The 16,022-nt window shown below is 72.1% G+C and carries 14 protein-coding genes; 4 read left to right on the top strand and 10 right to left on the bottom strand.

Annotated features, from left to right (window positions below):
• Positions 1-109 precede the first annotated feature (109 nt).
• Both Aple_RS48985 and Aple_RS48980 read right to left on the bottom strand, forming a co-directional pair.
• The gene (locus Aple_RS48985) at positions 110-781 is read right to left on the bottom strand and encodes a response regulator (protein WP_155351664.1); all 672 of its coding nucleotides are present in this window, start codon (positions 779-781) and stop codon (positions 110-112) included.
• On the bottom strand, positions 778-1,962 hold the full coding sequence (locus Aple_RS48980) for a sensor histidine kinase (protein WP_155351663.1): 1,185 nt from the start codon (positions 1,960-1,962) through the stop codon (positions 778-780). Before Aple_RS48980 ends, Aple_RS48985 begins: the two co-directional genes overlap by 4 nt.
• A 133-nt stretch (positions 1,963-2,095) precedes the next feature.
• Between Aple_RS48980 and Aple_RS48975 the strand changes: the two genes are divergently transcribed.
• The 3 genes from Aple_RS48975 to Aple_RS48965 are packed head-to-tail and all read left to right on the top strand — an operon-like array spanning position 2,096 to position 4,500.
• Complete coding sequence (locus Aple_RS48975) at positions 2,096-2,689, top strand: DedA family protein (RefSeq protein ID WP_155351662.1); 594 nt, start codon at positions 2,096-2,098, stop codon at positions 2,687-2,689.
• Positions 2,690-2,701: 12 nt separating this feature from the next.
• Positions 2,702-3,892, top strand: a complete 1,191-nt coding sequence (locus Aple_RS48970; protein WP_155351661.1) for a glycosyltransferase — start codon at positions 2,702-2,704, stop codon at positions 3,890-3,892.
• The gene (locus tag Aple_RS48965) at positions 3,889-4,500 is read left to right on the top strand and encodes a DUF998 domain-containing protein (RefSeq protein WP_155351660.1); all 612 of its coding nucleotides are present in this window, start codon (positions 3,889-3,891) and stop codon (positions 4,498-4,500) included. The genes Aple_RS48970 and Aple_RS48965 overlap by 4 nt, the downstream gene beginning before the upstream one ends.
• Here Aple_RS48965 and Aple_RS48960 read toward each other — a convergent pair.
• The 3 genes from Aple_RS48960 to Aple_RS48950 are packed head-to-tail and all read right to left on the bottom strand — an operon-like array spanning position 4,489 to position 8,201.
• Positions 4,489-5,451, bottom strand: coding sequence for a winged helix-turn-helix transcriptional regulator (locus Aple_RS48960; protein WP_155351659.1), 963 nt, complete (start codon positions 5,449-5,451; stop codon positions 4,489-4,491). The genes Aple_RS48965 and Aple_RS48960 overlap by 12 nt on opposite strands.
• A 22-nt stretch (positions 5,452-5,473) precedes the next feature.
• On the bottom strand, positions 5,474-6,982 hold the full coding sequence (locus tag Aple_RS48955) for a carotenoid oxygenase family protein (protein ID WP_155351658.1): 1,509 nt from the start codon (positions 6,980-6,982) through the stop codon (positions 5,474-5,476).
• A gap of 13 nt (positions 6,983-6,995) precedes the next feature.
• Positions 6,996-8,201, bottom strand: coding sequence for an acetyl-CoA acetyltransferase (locus Aple_RS48950; RefSeq protein ID WP_155351657.1), 1,206 nt, complete (start codon positions 8,199-8,201; stop codon positions 6,996-6,998).
• A gap of 49 nt (positions 8,202-8,250) precedes the next feature.
• Between Aple_RS48950 and Aple_RS48945 the strand changes: the two genes are divergently transcribed.
• Positions 8,251-9,450: an acetyl-CoA C-acyltransferase gene (locus tag Aple_RS48945; protein WP_155351656.1), complete on the top strand. Its 1,200-nt coding sequence runs from the start codon at positions 8,251-8,253 to the stop codon at positions 9,448-9,450.
• Positions 9,451-9,527: 77 nt separating this feature from the next.
• Here Aple_RS48945 and Aple_RS48940 read toward each other — a convergent pair whose 3' ends face one another.
• The 5 genes from Aple_RS48940 to Aple_RS48920 form a co-directional block, all read right to left on the bottom strand.
• Positions 9,528-10,343, bottom strand: coding sequence for an SAM-dependent methyltransferase (locus Aple_RS48940; protein WP_155351655.1), 816 nt, complete (start codon positions 10,341-10,343; stop codon positions 9,528-9,530).
• 128 nt (positions 10,344-10,471) lie between these two features.
• On the bottom strand, positions 10,472-13,396 hold the full coding sequence (locus Aple_RS48935) for an FtsX-like permease family protein (protein ID WP_155351654.1): 2,925 nt from the start codon (positions 13,394-13,396) through the stop codon (positions 10,472-10,474).
• The gene (locus Aple_RS48930) at positions 13,393-14,211 is read right to left on the bottom strand and encodes an ABC transporter ATP-binding protein (RefSeq protein ID WP_170322049.1); all 819 of its coding nucleotides are present in this window, start codon (positions 14,209-14,211) and stop codon (positions 13,393-13,395) included. The genes Aple_RS48935 and Aple_RS48930 overlap by 4 nt, the downstream gene beginning before the upstream one ends.
• Positions 14,208-14,786, bottom strand: a complete 579-nt coding sequence (locus Aple_RS48925; RefSeq protein WP_155351653.1) for an ABC transporter ATP-binding protein — start codon at positions 14,784-14,786, stop codon at positions 14,208-14,210. Before Aple_RS48925 ends, Aple_RS48930 begins: the two co-directional genes overlap by 4 nt.
• Before the next feature lie 41 nt (positions 14,787-14,827).
• Positions 14,828-16,015 (bottom strand): ROK family protein, encoded by a 1,188-nt coding sequence (locus tag Aple_RS48920; protein ID WP_155351652.1) that lies wholly within the window; start codon positions 16,013-16,015, stop codon positions 14,828-14,830.
• Positions 16,016-16,022 lie beyond the last annotated feature (7 nt).

The raw sequence follows: 16,022 nt of genomic DNA, 5'->3' as shown, positions 1-16,022 counted from the left end.
CGACCACCATAGCCCATCTTCTTTCAAAATTAGGCAGTATATAGAAAGATCTCACGCTCGATGAGAGCCGTTCTTGAGCCATTCACGGCGTCTGCGGACGTGTGGCTGGTCATCGGCTGCCCGGGGTGACCAGGCCGTTCTCGTAGCCGAAGACCACCGCCTGGGCGCGGTCGCGCAGGCTCAGTTTCTGCAGGATGCGGCTGACATGGGTCTTCGTGGTGGGTTCGGCGATGAACAGGCTTGCCGCGATCTCGGCGTTGGACATACCCAGGGCGATCAGTCGTAGCACCTCCCGCTCGCGGTCGGTCAGGCCGTTCAGGGCCGTCGAGCCGGTGCTGGGGCGGGGGCGGGCGGCCACGAAGTTCTCGATCAGGCGGCGGGTCACGCTCGGCGACAGCAGCGCCTCGCCGCCGGCGACCACCCGGACGGCGTGCAGCAAATCCTCCGGCTCGCTGTCCTTGAGCAGGAAGCCGCTCGCGCCCACCCGCAGCGCCTCGTAGATGTAGTCGTCCAGGTCGAACGTGGTCAGCATCAGCACCTTCGGCTCATGGCCTTCGACGCGCTCCGGTCCGAGCAGTGCCCGCGCGGCGGCCAACCCGTCCAGGACCGGCATCCGCACGTCCATCAGCACCACGTCGGGCAGCGTACGCCGGTAGAGCTCGACGCCCGCCCGGCCGTTCTCCGCCTCGCCGACCACCGTCATGTCGTCCTGCGAGCTGAGGATCGCGCGGACACCGACCCGGATCATCGATTGGTCGTCCACGATCAAGATGCGGATCACTCGGCACTCCTCGGCAGTTTCGCGTACACCCGGTAGCCGCCCGCCTCGGCCGGCCCGGTCTCCAATGATCCGCCCACCAGCCGCACCCGCTCACGCATGCCATGCAGACCGTGCCCGCCCGGCGCGGCCGGCGCGCCCGGCGGCTCCCCCGGCGGCTCGTTCACCACCTCCAGCTTCAGCGCCCCCGGCGTCAGATCCACCACCACGCGCGTACGGGCGCCCGGCGCGTGCCGGATCACGTTGCTCAGCGACTCCTGCACGATCCGGTACGCGGTCGTGCCGACTGTGTCGGGCACATCGACCTCGTCCGGCCGCGACAGCTCGACCGGCACGCCGGCCTGCCGCGTCGACTCCACCAGTTCCTCCAGCCGGTCCAGCCCGGGCACCGGCGCCAGCGACGGATCCGCGTTCTCGTCGCGCAGCAGGGCCAGCAACTGCCGCATCTCCCGCATGGTCGAACGGGCGCCGGCCGCGATCCGGGCGAACTCGCCCCTGGACTCCGGGTCGATGTCCTTGATCCGGTACGACGCGGAGGTGGCCTGCATGTGGATCACCGACATGCTGTGCGCCACCACGTCGTGCAGCTCCCGGGCGATCCGGGTGCGCTCCTCGACCACCGCCCGCTGACTCTGCTCCACCGCGATGTCGCGGCGTGCCTCGGCCAGCTGACGCCGGATCCCGGACCCGTGGCGCAGCACCATCGCCGCGATCACCAGCAGCACCGAGTTGGTGATGTAGAGGACCAGTGCGGTGCCGGCATCCTCGATGGTCCGGCCGCGCGGATCCAGCAGCGCCAGCAGGATCAGCAGCAGCACACTGCCCCACCAGATCACCACCGCGGCCCGCCAGGAGTGGCGCGCCGCGATCACCCCGACGAAGAGGATCAGCGCGATCATCCCGGGGATCGGCAGCGGCCAGGTCATCTCCGGCCGGACCGGGGCGGTCACCGAGAAGGCGATCACCGAGCCGAACTGCAGCGCGGTCGCATGCATCGGGCGAGCTACGGCCAGCGGCAGCGAGACGGCCTGCGCCGTACCGGCCACGAAGGCGACCAGGACGGGCACGTCGTAGGCGGCCGCGGTGACCACGAACGTGACCGCCAGCAGGACCGCGGCCAGCGTTCCGGTGCCGAACCACCAGAGCAGGGTCGGCGACGGGTGTCGCCTCCGGATATCCACCACGACCCGACCGTACCTAGGGGCACCTAAAGGTCACGTCGATCTCTGGAGGTATCACCAGTGGTACCGCGGATGTACTCGCGACGGTACCGGAGATCGACGACCCGCGCGGCGCCGTGCCCGCACAGTCCTCGGCATGGATGTGGCGCAGATGCTCTGGACCGCGATGTCCGACCACCCGTACGCGCTGCTCGGCCCGCTCGTGCTGGTCGAGGGCCCGGCCGCGACGGTGCTGGCCGGCTCGCTGGTCGGCACCGGGATGGCGACGTTCTGGCCGATCCTGCTGATCGTGGTCGCGGCCGACGTGGCCGGGGACAGCGTGATGTACGTGCTCGGCCGGTTCGGCACCCGCCCACGGGTGGCCCGAATCCTGCGCCGGCTCGGGCTGACCGTACAGCGCCAGGACCGGCTGACCGCGGCGGTCACCCGCAGCCTGCCGCGGGTGGTGGCCGGCGCCAAGGCGGTGGACATCACCGCGGTGCCCGCCTTCCTCGCGGCGGGACTGGCCCGGGTGCCGTACCGCCGGTTCGTCTCCTGGATCGTCCCGGCCAGCGCCGTCCGCGCCGCGGTCCTGCTCGGCATCGGCGTGCTGTTCGGCCGGGAGGCCGCCGACCTGCTCAATTCCCCCGCCACCGCGATCGCCCTGACCCTCGCCCTCGCGGTGACCGTCGGGCTCGCCAACCTTCTCGTCCGGCGGTGGGCCGGACGCCGATTTCGAGTGATGAGTTAAGGAGAAACCTCCATGCGGGTCCTCATCGGGGCCGACACATACGCCCCCGACGTCAACGGCGCCTCCTACTTCGCGCAGCGCCTGGCCGCCGCGCTGACGTCCCGGCACGAGGTGCACGTGGTGGCGCCGGCCCCCACGGCGGAGAACCGTATCGTGTACCGCGACGGGATCGTCGAGCACCGGGTCCGGTCGCTGCCGGTGCTGCGGCGCAAAGGGTTCCGCTTCTGCGCGCCGATCGGCCTGGTCACCGCCGCGGGCCGGATCCTCGACCACGTCCGGCCGGACGTGGTGCATGCGCAGAGCCACTTCTTCCTCTGCCGGGCGCTGATCACCGCGGCCGCCGAGCGCGGTATCCCGGTTGTGGCGACCAACCACTTCATGCCGGAGAACCTGTCGCACTACCTGCCGCTGCGCGGCAAGATGCTGGAGCGGGTGAATCGCCGGCTGTGGGCCGACGCGGCGCGCGTCTTCAACGGCGCGAACGTGGTGACCGCGCCAACGCCGTACGCCGCCGGGCTGGCCGAATCACACGGCGTACGCGGACCGGTACGCCCGATCTCGTGCGGCATGGACCTGTCCCGCTTCCGCACCGGCACCGCCGCGGCCACCTTCCGGCTGAAGTACCGGGTGCCGCACCGACCGACCATCGCGTACGTCGGGCGCCTGGACCTGGAGAAGAACCTGGACGTCCTGGTGCGCGCCCTGCCCGCGGTGCGCCGCCGAATCGCCGACGCGCAGCTGATGCTGGTCGGCATCGGTGACCAGCGGCGCCGGCTGGAGGCGCTGGCAGAGCGGCTCTATGTGGCCGACGGGCTGATCTTCACCGGGTTCGTCGACGACGCGGATCTGCCTGCCGCGTACGCCGCCGCGGACGTCTTCGTCAACGCGGGCACCGCCGAGCTGCAGAGCCTGGTGACCCTGGAGGCGATGGCGTCCGGCCTGCCGGTGCTGGGTGCGAACGCGACGGCGCTGCCGCACCTGGTGCGCGATGACCACAACGGCTACCTTTTCCCACCTGGCGACTCGGCGACGCTGGCCGACCGGCTGGTGGCGGTACTGTCCGACCACACGCGGGCCGAACTGATGGGCAAGCGCAGCAGAGTCCTCGCCGAGCAACACGATATCGGGGCCACGATCGCCGCGTTCGAAGCGATATACCACGAGGTCGTCCCGACCCGGATCCCGAAGCCGACGTCCGCATGAGCGTCGAAGTCCGCACCCGTCCCGCTGCGGCGATCGCCGCCGACCCGGGCGTGATCGGCTCGGTCGCGGTGACCGCCGCCGCCGGCGTGGGCCTGCACACCTTCGGGACGGTGGACCCGATGCACCAGATGCTCAGCGACACCATCTCGACCACGGCCGGGGCGATCCTGCTCGGGGTGGCGTGCGCGGGGCTGGTGGCGGCGGCCGGGTTCCTGGCCGCCGCGGCCCGGCACACGCCCCGCCCCGGCGTGGTGCGCGCGCTGCTCGGGCTGTGGGCAGCCTCGCTGGTGGCAGTGGTGGTGTTTCCGACGAACCTGCCCGGAACCGAGCTCACCATGAGCGGGATCATCCACCGGTACGGCGCGGCGGTGGCGGTGGCCGTACCCCCGCTCGTCGCCCTGCTCGTCGCGCGAACCCGGCGGCTGCGGACGGCCGCGCTGGTCACCGGCGGCATGGCCGCGGTGTACGGGGTCGCGCACATCCCCGCGATATTCGCCGGCGCCGAGGTGCTCCCGTACGCCGGCCTGTGCGAACGCGTGCTGCTCGCGATGGTCCTGCTCGTGGTCGTGCTGACCAGCTCCGACCTGAAGAAGCGGTCATGGACCTGATGGGCGTCGAGATCTTGCCGGCGGGCGTTCCACCGCGACTTCGTGGCCGCGCAACGGCACCAGGCAGCCGTCACAGCGGAGTCGCGGGTGGAAGTCCTGGCCGCAGGCCGGGTGCGTGTACACCATCGCGGGGCCTTCGGGAGCTCGATACCAGCGCTGTCCCCAGGCGATGGCGGTGATGACCACGGGGAAGAACGCCCGGCCCTTCTCGGTGAGGTGGTAGCTGAGCCAGTCGGCGCGTTCCGCGCTCGGGCTCTGCTCGAAGACGCCCAGCTCGCAGAAGACCCGCAGCCGCTCCGCGACGATCGTCGGCGGCGCGCCGAGGCACTGCTCGAAGTCGCGGAAGCGGTGCAGGCCCTGGAAGGACGCGCCCAGGATCGCCGCCGACCAGCGATTCCCGATGAGCGTCATGGTCTGCGGGAACATGCCGGCGCCCGCGACGGTGGAGCGCCGCCGGGTGGTGGCGGCCGGAACGGACCGTTCCCAGGTGCCGCTCGGGCCGAATCCGCCGTGGACGTCGCGGGGGCGCACCGGCTTGGCGCAGGCCGCGCAGGTCAGGACCGGCAGGAACGGCTCGCCGCAGCGCCGGTGCACCATGACGGGCAGCGACTCGACGTGGTCCGGCACCCAGGCCGCCTCCCACGCCCACACCGACAGCAGCACCGGCCACAGGTCGCGGCCGCGTTTGGTCAGGCGGTATTCGAGGCGCCGGCTCCCGTACTCGGCCTTCTCGAAGACGCCCATGTCGGTGAGGTTGCTCAGCCGCCGGGTCAGCACGGCGTGCGAGATGGGCAGCGCCTCCCGCCACCCGCCGTAGCGGCGCACGCCGAGCATCGCGTACCGCAGGATGAGGAGGTTCCACTCGTCGCCGATCAGGCCGAGCGTGAAGCCGATCGCGTTGGCGCCGGCGGCGGGCAGGGCGGTCGGCCGGTCCGGCGGGTGGACGAGCACGTGTCCCTCCCTCGGGGGGTGGTCAGAGCCGCAGGGCCTGGACCGGTGAGTCCGCCGCGCGCCAGCCGGGGATGCTGTCTCCGGTCGCCCAGGTGGCGTGGGTGCCGCTGGAGACGCGTTCCGGCAGCGCGATCCGCGCGATCGGGCCGTCGGCGATCCGGGCCGCGTCGAAGATCAGACACTCGGAGCGATCATCGTTCATGTCGGTGGTCAGCGTAACAATGTAACCGTCGTCCTCAGCCGAGGATCCGTTACGCGGGGCCATGGCGGGTTCGCTGCCGTAGACGCCCGGCGGGAGCGCGAACCGGTCCTCGGCGCCGGTGCGCAGGTCGTGGCGGACCAGGCCGTCGAACAGGAACCAGCCTTCGACGCCGGTGGCCGCGTAGGCGTAGCGGTAGTCGAGGCCGCCGAAGGCGCTGTTGAGCACGCCGAACTCGGTGATCGAGTCGGTCAGGCGTTCCTCCCGGCACTGGCCGGTGACCAGGTTGAGCCGCCAGCGGTGCAGCCGGGTCTGCATGCGGTCGAGCGCGAGGAACCGGAACATGCGCTGGTAGTAGCCGCCGTCGCCGGTGTCCTTGGGTTCGGGGTCGTCCTGGAAGAAGCCGTCCAGCACGATCTCGTCGCCGTCCTCGTAGGCGTTGACCCAGTGCAGGACGTAGGTCGGGTCGGCTTCGAACCACTGCACCTTGGTGCCCTTGCGCGGGATCACGCCCAGCCGGGTCGGCAGTTCGGGGTGGAAGCGGGCCGCGTACCGGCCGCGCGCCATCAGTTCGGGTTCCCAGAACATCGGGCAGTCGTTGAGGATGGCGTAGTTCTCGGTGAACGCCATGTCGTGCGGCAGCCGCGGCCCCGGCAGCGGGATGTCCACGTAGTGACTGAGCCGGTCGTCCGCGCCGACCACCCCATAGTGCATGTACGGCTCGTCGGTGCCGTAGTTGAAGAACAGCAGTTCCCCGGTGCGCGGATCGACCTTCGTGTGCGCCGACACCCCGCACGCGTAGGGAAAGTCGCCGCCCCAGCCGGCCTTGCCGAGGGTCTCCAGCGTCAGCGGATCCAGCCGGTAGAGATCGCCGCACTGGTAGAAGCTGGTCAGCGCCACCCCCGCGTGCACGATCACGTCGGTGCTCGAGGCGTCCTTCATCCGCCCCCGCGCGCCCCACCCGTCCTCGCGCGGCGACGTGGCCGGCCGTTCGGCGATGCCCGCCCAGAGCGGCTTGCCCGCCTCCGCTTCCAGCAGGAACCCGTCGGTGCGGACGAACCTGTTCCGGTAGAACGCCTTGCCGTCCCGGAACCCGATCACGTGCACCATGCCGTCCCCGTCGAACGGGTGGTAGCGCTCCAGCGCGGGATGCACCGGGTTCTCGGTGTTGCGGAGATAGACGCCGTCGAGGTCGGCCGGGATCTCGCCGACCACCGTCAGGTCGTCCGCGCGCCACTCGGTGGTCTGCGGCCGCCACGGCCCGGTCCGGTACGGATGGTCGTCATCCTCCGGCAAGGTCGACAGGACGCGCCCCACGACGTCGACGTCCAACGCACGTGCTCCTCTACTCGTTGCCGACGACGAAGCTGACCGTGGTGGTCGTGCTGCCGCCGATGTTCAGGGTGCCGAACCGGCGCGCCCCTTCGATCTGGTACGCCCCGGCCCGTCCGGTAACCTGGCGGGCGGCGTCCAGCACCATCCTGACCCCGGTGGCCCCGACCGGATGGCCGCCGCCGATCAGCCCGCCGCTGGGGTTGACGGGGATGCGCCCGCCGATCTCCAGGTCGCCGTTCTCGACGGCCTTCCAGCTCTCGCCAGGCCCGGTGATGCCGAAGTGGTCGATGGCCGCGTATTCGGACATGGTGAAGCAGTCGTGAGTCTCGATGCCGTCGAGCGCGTCCACACCGGGGATCCCGGCGCGGGCGAAGGCGTCGAGAATGGTGTTGCGCACGTGCGGCAGCACGTACGGCTCCGCCGCGCTGCGGGCCAGCTTCTGGGCGAGCGGCAGCCCGACCGTGCGGTGACCCCAACCCTGGATCCTGGCCCTGGGCGCCTTCGAGCGGGCCAGAAATCGTTCCCCGACGAGCACGACCCCGGCCGCGCCGTCGGTGATCTGGCTGCAGTCCGTGCGGCGCACCCGGCCTTCGACGATCGGGTTGGCGGTGTCGTCGTCGGTGAAGCCGGCGTCGGTGAAGGTCCAGCCACGGGTCTGCGCGTTCGGGTTGGCGCGGGCGTTGCGGAAGTTGAGCTCGGCGATGGCGTGCAGGTGGGCGTCGTCGAGGCCGTAGCGGCGGTCGTACTCGTCGGCGAGGGCGCTGAACATGTAGGGCCACATGAAGCGGGCGTCCTCGCCCTCGTGGCCGATCCAGGCGGCGGCGCCGAGATGCCCGGCCGCGTCGTCGCCGGAGACGGTGCGTTCCAGTTCGAGGCCGAGGACGAGGGCGGAGTCGTACCTGCCGGATTCGATGTCGGCCATGGCGGCGAGCAGCGCGACGCCGCCGGAGGCGCACGCGGCTTCGTGCCGGGCGGCGGGCACCTCCCAGAATTCCGGCAGGACGGTGGCGGGCATGCCACCGAGCTGGCCCTGCCGGGTGAACAGCTGCCCGAAGGCGTTGCCGACGTGGATGACGCCGATGTCGGCGGCGTCCACCCCGGCGTCTTCGAGGGTTCCGGCCGTGACCGATTCGGTCAGGTCGCCGAATTCCCGATCATCCCGGCACCAGTTCCTGGCGAAGTCCGTCTGATGACCGCCCAGGATCCATACTGACATGACCCCTTACTACAATAATGAGAGTGATCCGTCAAAGAGAGGCGTAACCGTGTCCGACGTCTTCCTGCTGGATTACGTGCGCACCCCCCGGGCGAAGGGTTCAGCCCGCGGTTCCCTGCACCATCAGAGCCCGGTGGACCTGGTCGCGGCGCTACAGCGGGCCCTGGTGGAGCGCACCGGGCTGGATCCCGGCGCGGTCGAGGACGTGATCGTCGGCTCCGCCACCCAGGTGGACGAGCAGGGCGCCAACCTGGCCCGGACCGCGACCCTGCTGGCCGGGTGGGGCGACGGCGTGCCCGGCGGGACGATCAACCGGTTCTGCGCCTCGGGCGTCGACGCGGTGGCCCAGACCTCGGCCAGGATCCGCGCCGGCGACCTCGGCCTGGCGGTGGCGGGCGGGGTGGAGAGCGTCTCCCGGGTGCCGATGTACAGCGACCGGGGACCGCTGTGGACACACCCGGAGACGGTCCGGCGGATCGGGTCGATCCACATGGGCGTGGCCGCCGACCTGAACGCCACCATCGACGGCTGGACCCGCGACCAGCTGGACGCGTACGCGGTGGAGACCCACACCAAGGCCGCCGCCGCCTGGGATCGCGGCGACTACGCCGGGTCCGTGCTCCCGATGACGCGCGCCGACGGCTCGGTCTTCGACCGGGACGAGCTGATCCGCCCGGACACCACGGCGGAGAGCCTCAAGGCGCTCGCCCCCGCCTTCGCCGAGCTCGGCCAGGACCCCATCGCGCTCGCCGCCCACCCGGAGGTCGGCGAGATCAACCACCTGCACACGGTCGGCAGCTCCCCCGCGCTGGCCGACGGCGCGGCCCTGCTCCTGCTCGGCACCCGCGAGCAGGCCGACCGGTACGGCCTGCGCCCCCGCGCCCGCGTCCTCGCCGGCGCCACCGCGGCCGTGGACCCCGTGATCATGCTCACGGCCGGCCAGGAGGCGATCGAACAGCTCCTGGCCAAGGCCGGGCTCACCCCCGCCGACATCGACGTCTACGAGTTCGCCGAAGCCTTCTCCGCGCTCTGCCTGCGCCTGCGCCGCGACCTCGGCCCCGGCCCCGACCGGCTCAACCCGAGCGGCGGCACGATCGCCATGGGCCACGCCTTCGGCGCCACCGGCGCGATCATGGTCGGCGGCTGCGCCGACGCCCTCGAACGCCTCGGCGGCCGGTACGGCGTGGCCGCCGTCAGCGGCGCCGCCGGACTCGGCGTGGCCGTCCTGATCGAGCGGGTGGCCGAGTGAGTTCAGCGGCGACGGCCTGGACTCGCGCCGGGTGCTGATCCTGGCACTCAGCGCGATCTGATTGCCCCCGAACGCACCTAAGGTTTGCGGCCGAGACCTCCGAATTGGAAGACCTCGCGGTCGGTGTACTCGGTGGACGCGTCGGGATGCCACTGCGGCAGCGAGACGATCCCGGGCGGGAGCAGCTCGAAGCCCTCGAAGAGTTCGGCCAGCTGCTCCGGCGTGCGGAGCAGGATCTCGGTGGCGCCGCTGGCGTTCCAGGCGGCGGCCGCCTTGTCCATCGACGGGCTGCTCACGCTGTGCGCGATCCCCATGTAGCTGCCGGAGGGAAGCGCGTCCATCAGCACGCTCACCGCGTCGTGGAGCAGGATGTCGTCGGTCACGAAGTCCAGCACGCCCATCAGCATCAGGCCGATCGGCCGCGCGAAGTTCAGCGTGTCGGTGGCGGCCTCCAGGATGGGCTCCGGGTCGCGCAGGTCGGCGTCGATGTAGTCGGTCCTGCCCTCCGGGGAGCACCCGCGCTCGAGCAGGGACCTGGCGTGCACGAGCACGATCGGATCGTTGTCGACATAGACGATCCTGGCCGCCGGGTTGACCCGCTGCGCGACCTGGTGGGTGTTGTCCGCCGTCGGAATGCCGGTGCCGATGTCCAGAAACTGGTCGATGCCCTTGTCGCCCGCCAGGAAGCGCACCACCCTGCCGATGAACTGCCGTTCGGCCCTGGCGATGATCGGTAGGTCCGGCATGAGTTTGATGATCTCGTCGCTGACCGCGCGGTCGGCGGCGTAGTTGTCGGTGCCGCCCAGCCAGTAATCCCAGACACGTGCCGGATGTGGCACCGAGGTGTCGATCCGGCGCAGCACGCGGGAGCGCTCCACCGACTGCTGGGTCATGACATCCCCTCTTTCGATTGGACACTTCAGCGTAGACGAGCGCCCCTCCGCAGATGGGGATGAACAGCCCAAGTAACCGCAATCCACCATGCAGCGGTTTGTGCAAGGAATCGGAATATTTCCCCAGATCAGCCGGGGGCCTCGCGGAGGCGGTCCACGGTGACGCCGCGGAGCAGGATCTCGGCGAGGGCGGCGGCCAGGAGCAGGCCGCCCAGCAGGGCGGCGGCGCCGACGGTGAGGATCGGGAGCGGGTCCAGCGGGTAGGCCAGCGGCGGAGTCACCGGCTGGTCGGCGAACTGGGGGATGCGGGGCAGAGCCAGGCGGGCGGCCGACATCCCGGCCAGCAGTCCGGCGAGGGTGCCCGCGCCGAGGGTGAGCGCCTGTTCGAGGAGCAGGGCCAGGCGCAGGACGCCGGGCTTGACCCCGGCCGCGTCCAAGGCCGCGAGTTCGTAGCGGCGGGCGCGGGCGGCGGCGTACAGGGCGAGGACGGTCCGGCCGAGGGCGAGCGCGGCGGCGGCCACGGCGGCGGCGAGCAGGAGGGTCAGGGCCGCGCCCGGCCCCTGGGTGGTGAACCTGCGTTCCAGGTCGGTGGCGTGGCGGATCGCGGAGACGGCCAGGTTCTCCCGTTCCAGGGCGGCGGCAATCCTGTCCGCCTGCCCTTCGGCGACCCAGACCTCCAAGGTGGCCTTGTCGGCGAGACCGAAGGCGACCCGGTCGGCGAGATCCAGGTCGACCAGCGCGCCGACGCGGTCGAGGCCGGGCAGGGCGGCGGTGGCGGTCTTCTGCTCGATGCCGAGCGTGTACGCGTCGTCCAGTCCCGGGAGGTGCATGCCCCCGTCGATCGGGCCGTTGACCAGGGCAGGAACCTGGTCGGGATAGGTGGCGGGGCGGACGAGGGGGGCGGCGAGCGCGTCGATGGGGAAGGTGAGACCGCCATCGGCGGCCTGGCCGCGGCCGGTCCAGGCCCCCGGCGTGTCGAGGGCGGCGTCGAGTTCGGTCCAGCGGCCGTCGCGGCGCACGTCCAGGCGGGTGATCGTGTAGTCCAGGCTGGTGCCGTCCTGGCCGACGTCGCCGGTGAACAGCACCTCGCTGCGGAAGCCGCGGAGTTCGCACGGCTCGTCGCGGCACGGCCGCGGCAGGTTCCACTCGTAGGTTCCGCCGGTGTCCGCGCGGAGCGGGCCGAGCGAGATCTGGCCTGGCTGGACGGTGCCGGGGAGGCCGAAGACGCCGTACACGCGGACGATCCAGTCGTCCGGGGGGCGTTCGTGGGTCGCGGTCAGGCGCAGCCGCTCGCCCCGCACCCAGACTCGGGGGACCACGGGCGAGGACAGCGCCCCGGTCGCGGCCGGGTAGCCGTACGCGACGTGGGCGAGCCGGGCCGGATCGGCGGCGAGCATCGCGGGGTTGCCGAGGACCCGGACGACCGGGGCGGCGGCGCGGCCGCTCGGGTCGGCCGCCTCGACGGCGCGGCGGAATTCGGCGATGCCGGTGGGGGCGACGTCGATCACGGCGGACGCTCCGGTGTGCACCCGGGCCACCTCGCGGTAGTTGGCCGACGTGACCGTCCACGCGGCCGCGGCGAAGACGGCGACGCCGACGGTGGCGGCCACCACGATCACGCTCCCGGCGGTGGCCGCCCCCCTGGCCACCTGCCGGATCGCCAGGAAACCGGCGAGGCCGCCGCCGCGCCTGGTGATCGCGAACGCGGTCCTGGCCAGCAGCGGCAGCAGCCGGGCCGCGAGCAGGGCGGCGGCGAGCGCCAGCAGGCCGGGCACGGCCAGCGCCGCGACGGACCGGCCGGAGCTCTCGGTGATGATCCCCCCGGCCAGCAGCTCCACCAGCCCGACGGACGCCACCGCGAGCACGGCCGTGTCCAGCACCCGGCCGCGCGCGGCGCGGCGGGGAACCCGCCGCCATTCCTCGGTGACCGGCCGCCGCGCCGTCCGGCGGGCGGCCACGACCGCGGCGACCAGACCGCCGAAGACGGTGACCACACCCGCGCCTGCGGCCGCGGGGGACAGCGTGGCGGGACCGGATCGTGCCGCGATAAGCCAGGCCAGCGCGGTGCCCGCGACCAGCGCCGCCGCCAGCACAGCCAGCGGCTCGGCCAGGCAGAACCGCCATACCTGGAGCCTGGACTGGCCGCGCAGCCGGGCCAGCGCGATCTCCGGGCCGCGCGCCCTGACCAGGTCGGCCACGGTCTGGAACAGCAGCAGCCAGCCGAGCGCCGCGAGCTGGGCCACCACCAGCACGAGCGGCACGCCCAGCGCGCCGATCTGCCGGGTCAGCACGTCCAGGGTGTCGGCGAACCTCCCCAGGACCGAGCTTCCGGCTTCGCGTCCCGCCTGGGCGAGGGTGGCGTGCAGCGCGCCCAGCGCGGGCAGGTCGCTCCCCAGCACCCGGTCCCGGTTCACCGCGAGGATGGCGTAGTCGGACCAGCTCTCCCCGGTCCCGGAAACGATGGTGCCGGACCTGGTCTCCGGGACGGTGAACAGCGGGCCCGCCCGGGAGGAGTTGCCGGTCAGCCGGCGGCCGAACCAGAACGGATCTGCTTGATCGCCGCGATAGAGGCCGACCACGGTCAGCGGCGCGGGGCTCATCTCGTCGGTGCCCGGGATCGACGCGATCAGCCGGACCAGGCGCACCGATTCGCCGACCTTCAGGCCGGATCCGGCCTCCGCCATCACCTCCTTCGCCGCGGCGGGGCAGCGGCCCTCCGCCAGGGTGACGTGCGCGCACTGGCCGTCCTGCCAGACCAGCGGGTAGCTGCGCCGCTCGTCGGCGCGCACGCTGTCGATCTCCATGCCCCTTACCGGCGGAGCCAGGAAATCCCGGACGAACCCGGGGACGGCCTTCAGCGCGGGATCGGCCGTGGTCGAATAGCGCCAGCCCCGGCCCTCGACCGGCGCCGCCGCGAGCACGTCCCTGACGATCGCGGTCTCGGCCTGGTCCCGGCGCATCGGCCCGTACGCGGCGGCGGTCACCGGCACCACCGCCACGACCAGCACCAGCAGCGACAGCCAGCGCCGTTCCCACAGCCCGCGCCAGATCATGCGTCCTCATCCACCCGGTGCAGCGCGACCCCCTGCGGGAGCGGCACCACCCTGGCCCGCGACCCGGGCGGCAGCAGCTCGTGGAACTCCGGCGGCAGCAGCAGCCCGCCGTCCCGGCCGACCACCACGAAATCCTCGCCGCGCCGGCCCTCGGCGCCGACCCGCCCGTCCCGGATCGTCACGGTACGGCCCAGCGCCCCGCTCACCGCCTGGTCGTGCGTGACCACGACCGCGGTCGTGCCCTCCTCGGCGGCGGCGCTCCTGATCAGGTCGACCACGGTCCGCCCGGTGGCGGCGTCGAGCTGGCTGGTCGGCTCGTCGGCCAGCAGCAGCCGGGGCCGGTTGGCCAGCGCGACCGCGACCGCCACCCGCTGCTGCTCGCCGCCGGACAGCCGCCCGACCCTGGTCTTCACCCCGCCGAGCCCGACCCGTTCGAGCAGCTCCCCGATCCGCGTACGATCCCGGCGCACGCCACGCTGGGCGAAGGCGACGTTCTGCGCGGGCGTCGCGTACGGGATGAGGTTGCGCGCCGGGTTTTGCAGGACGACGCCGATGTGCCCGGCCCGAAGCCGGTCGAGCCGCCGCTGGTCGAGAGCGGCCAGCTCCGTCCCGTTCAGCCAGAGCCGTCCCGCGCTCGGCCGCAGCAGCCCGGCCAGCATCCAGAGCAGGGTGGTCTTGCCCGCGCCGGATGGCCCGAGCAGCGCCACCGTCTCGCCGCGTTCGATCACCAGGTCGACGTCGCGTAACGCGACGACCTCCAGCTCGCCGGCCCGGTAGATCTGCACGACCCCCGCGCAGCGCACGGCCGCCGTCACCGCAGCGCCACCACTCGGTCGCACAAGGCGGCGACCTCGGGGTCGTGGGTGGCGATGACCAGCGCCGCCTCCCCGGCCAGCAGCTCCTTGAGCACGAGTTCCCGGTTGTCGGTGTCCTGCTCGGCGGTCGGCTCGTCGGCCAGCAGGATGCGCGGTCCGACGGCGAGCGCCCTGGCCACCGCGACTCGCTGCTGCTGACCCCCGGATAGCTCTTCGACCAGGTGCGCCGCGTACTCGGCCAGGCCGAGGGCGGCCAGGACGGTTTCGGCCCTGCGCATCGCGTCCCGCCCGGTGTGCCCGGCGGCGCGGAGCGCGACCTCCACGTTCTCGGCGGCGGTGAGCAGGGAGAGCAGGCCGTACGACTGGAAGAGCAGGGTGATCGGGCCGGTCGCCTGGATCTGTCCCGAGCTTGGCGGGCGGAGCCCGGCGAGGGTGGTGAGCAGGGTGGTCTTGCCCGAGCCGGACGGTCCCATCAGCGCGACGCGTTCGCCCTCGGCCAGCTCGAAGGCGAAATCCGTGACGATCTCGCGCTCACCGGCATGGCAGCTCACGCCCTGACAGGACAGAACAAGCATTTGGTCATCTTACGGATTTGTGACTAATTTCTGAACTTAGTTTAACTAGCAGCGTGAAGTCGCAGTGGCGCACTCGAATCCAGAAACTCCTCCAGGACCAGGGTCGCCGCCCCGAGCGCCACCGCGTCAGGACCCAGCTCCCCCAGCACGATCGAGGTCGCGTTGTACGGCTGCGTCAGCGAGTTCGCCCGCGCCGCCGCCCGAATCCCCGGCAGCAGATCACGCCCGATCATCAACCCCGCCCAGCCCCCGATGAGAATGCGCTCCGGATTGAGCAGATTGATGAGATTGGCCAGCCCCATCCCCAGATAGGCCACCGTCTCCTCCACCACCGGCGACCGCGTCTCCAGCACCCGCCCGAGCGCCTCCTGCCAGCCGGACGTCCGCGTCGGCACCCCCGCGCGATCGAGAATGCCCTCAGCCCCGATGTACGCCTCCAGGCACCCCCGCCCCCCGCACCGGCAGTGCCGCCCCTCCAGCGCGATCTTCGTATGCCCCCACTCCCCCGCGCTGTTGCTGGCCCCGCGCATGACCACCCCGTCGGCCACCACGGTCGCCCCCACCCCGGACCCGATCAGCACGATCACCGCCTGCGCGGCCCCCCGCCCGGCCCCGAACCAGAGCTCGGCCTGCCCCATCGTCTTGGCGCCGTTGTCGATGAACACCGGCAGCGAGGTGCCCGCCCGCATCAGCGCGCCCAGCGGCACGCCGTCCCAGCCGAAGGTCTTGGCGTGGATGAGCGTGTCAGGCCCGCGTTCCACGATGCCGGGCACGCCGATGCCGACGCCCAGCACCCGGTCGGCGGGCACCCCGCCGTCCGCGAGCACCACGTCGATGCCCGCCAGGATCCGGCGGGTGACCAGCTCGATGTCATGGTGGGAGGGCCGCAGGCTGTAGTCCACCCGGGCCTTCTCGGTCATCTCCAGGTCGAACAGCTCGACCCGGACGTGCGTCTCGGCGACATCCACGCCGATCACGTAGCCGTACGCCGGATTGACCCGCAGCAGCACCCGCGGGCGCCCGCCGTCGGAGTCCACCTGACCGGCCTCGACGATGATGTTGTCGGCCAGCAGGTCGCCGGTCATGGTGCTGATCGTGGCGGCGCTGAGCCCGGTGAGCCCGGTGAGCTCGTGGCGGCTGGCCGGTCCGTCGAAGTAGAGCGTGCGCAGCAGCATGCCGCGGTTGCCCCGTCGCACGTCCCGGACCGTCCTGCGCTCCGGCCTCGCCATGCGTCTG

The sequence above is a fragment of the Acrocarpospora pleiomorpha genome, from assembly GCF_009687885.1.
GTDB lineage: Bacteria > Actinomycetota > Actinomycetes > Streptosporangiales > Streptosporangiaceae > Acrocarpospora > Acrocarpospora pleiomorpha.
This window is presented reverse-complemented; position numbering and strand designations above follow the sequence as displayed.

Coding starts and splice junctions, on each gene's coding strand:
- Aple_RS48925 (WP_155351653.1), bottom strand. CDS start 14,786: ATGCTTGTTCTGTCCTGTCAGGGCGTGAGCTGCCATGCCGGTGAGCGC.
- Aple_RS48950 (WP_155351657.1), bottom strand. CDS start 8,201: ATGTCAGTATGGATCCTGGGCGGTCATCAGACGGACTTCGCCAGGAAC.
- Aple_RS48970 (WP_155351661.1), top strand. CDS start 2,702: ATGCGGGTCCTCATCGGGGCCGACACATACGCCCCCGACGTCAACGGC.
- Aple_RS48935 (WP_155351654.1), bottom strand. CDS start 13,396: ATGATCTGGCGCGGGCTGTGGGAACGGCGCTGGCTGTCGCTGCTGGTG.
- Aple_RS48965 (WP_155351660.1), top strand. CDS start 3,889: ATGAGCGTCGAAGTCCGCACCCGTCCCGCTGCGGCGATCGCCGCCGAC.
- Aple_RS48975 (WP_155351662.1), top strand. CDS start 2,096: ATGGATGTGGCGCAGATGCTCTGGACCGCGATGTCCGACCACCCGTAC.
- Aple_RS48940 (WP_155351655.1), bottom strand. CDS start 10,343: ATGACCCAGCAGTCGGTGGAGCGCTCCCGCGTGCTGCGCCGGATCGAC.
- Aple_RS48920 (WP_155351652.1), bottom strand. CDS start 16,015: ATGGCGAGGCCGGAGCGCAGGACGGTCCGGGACGTGCGACGGGGCAAC.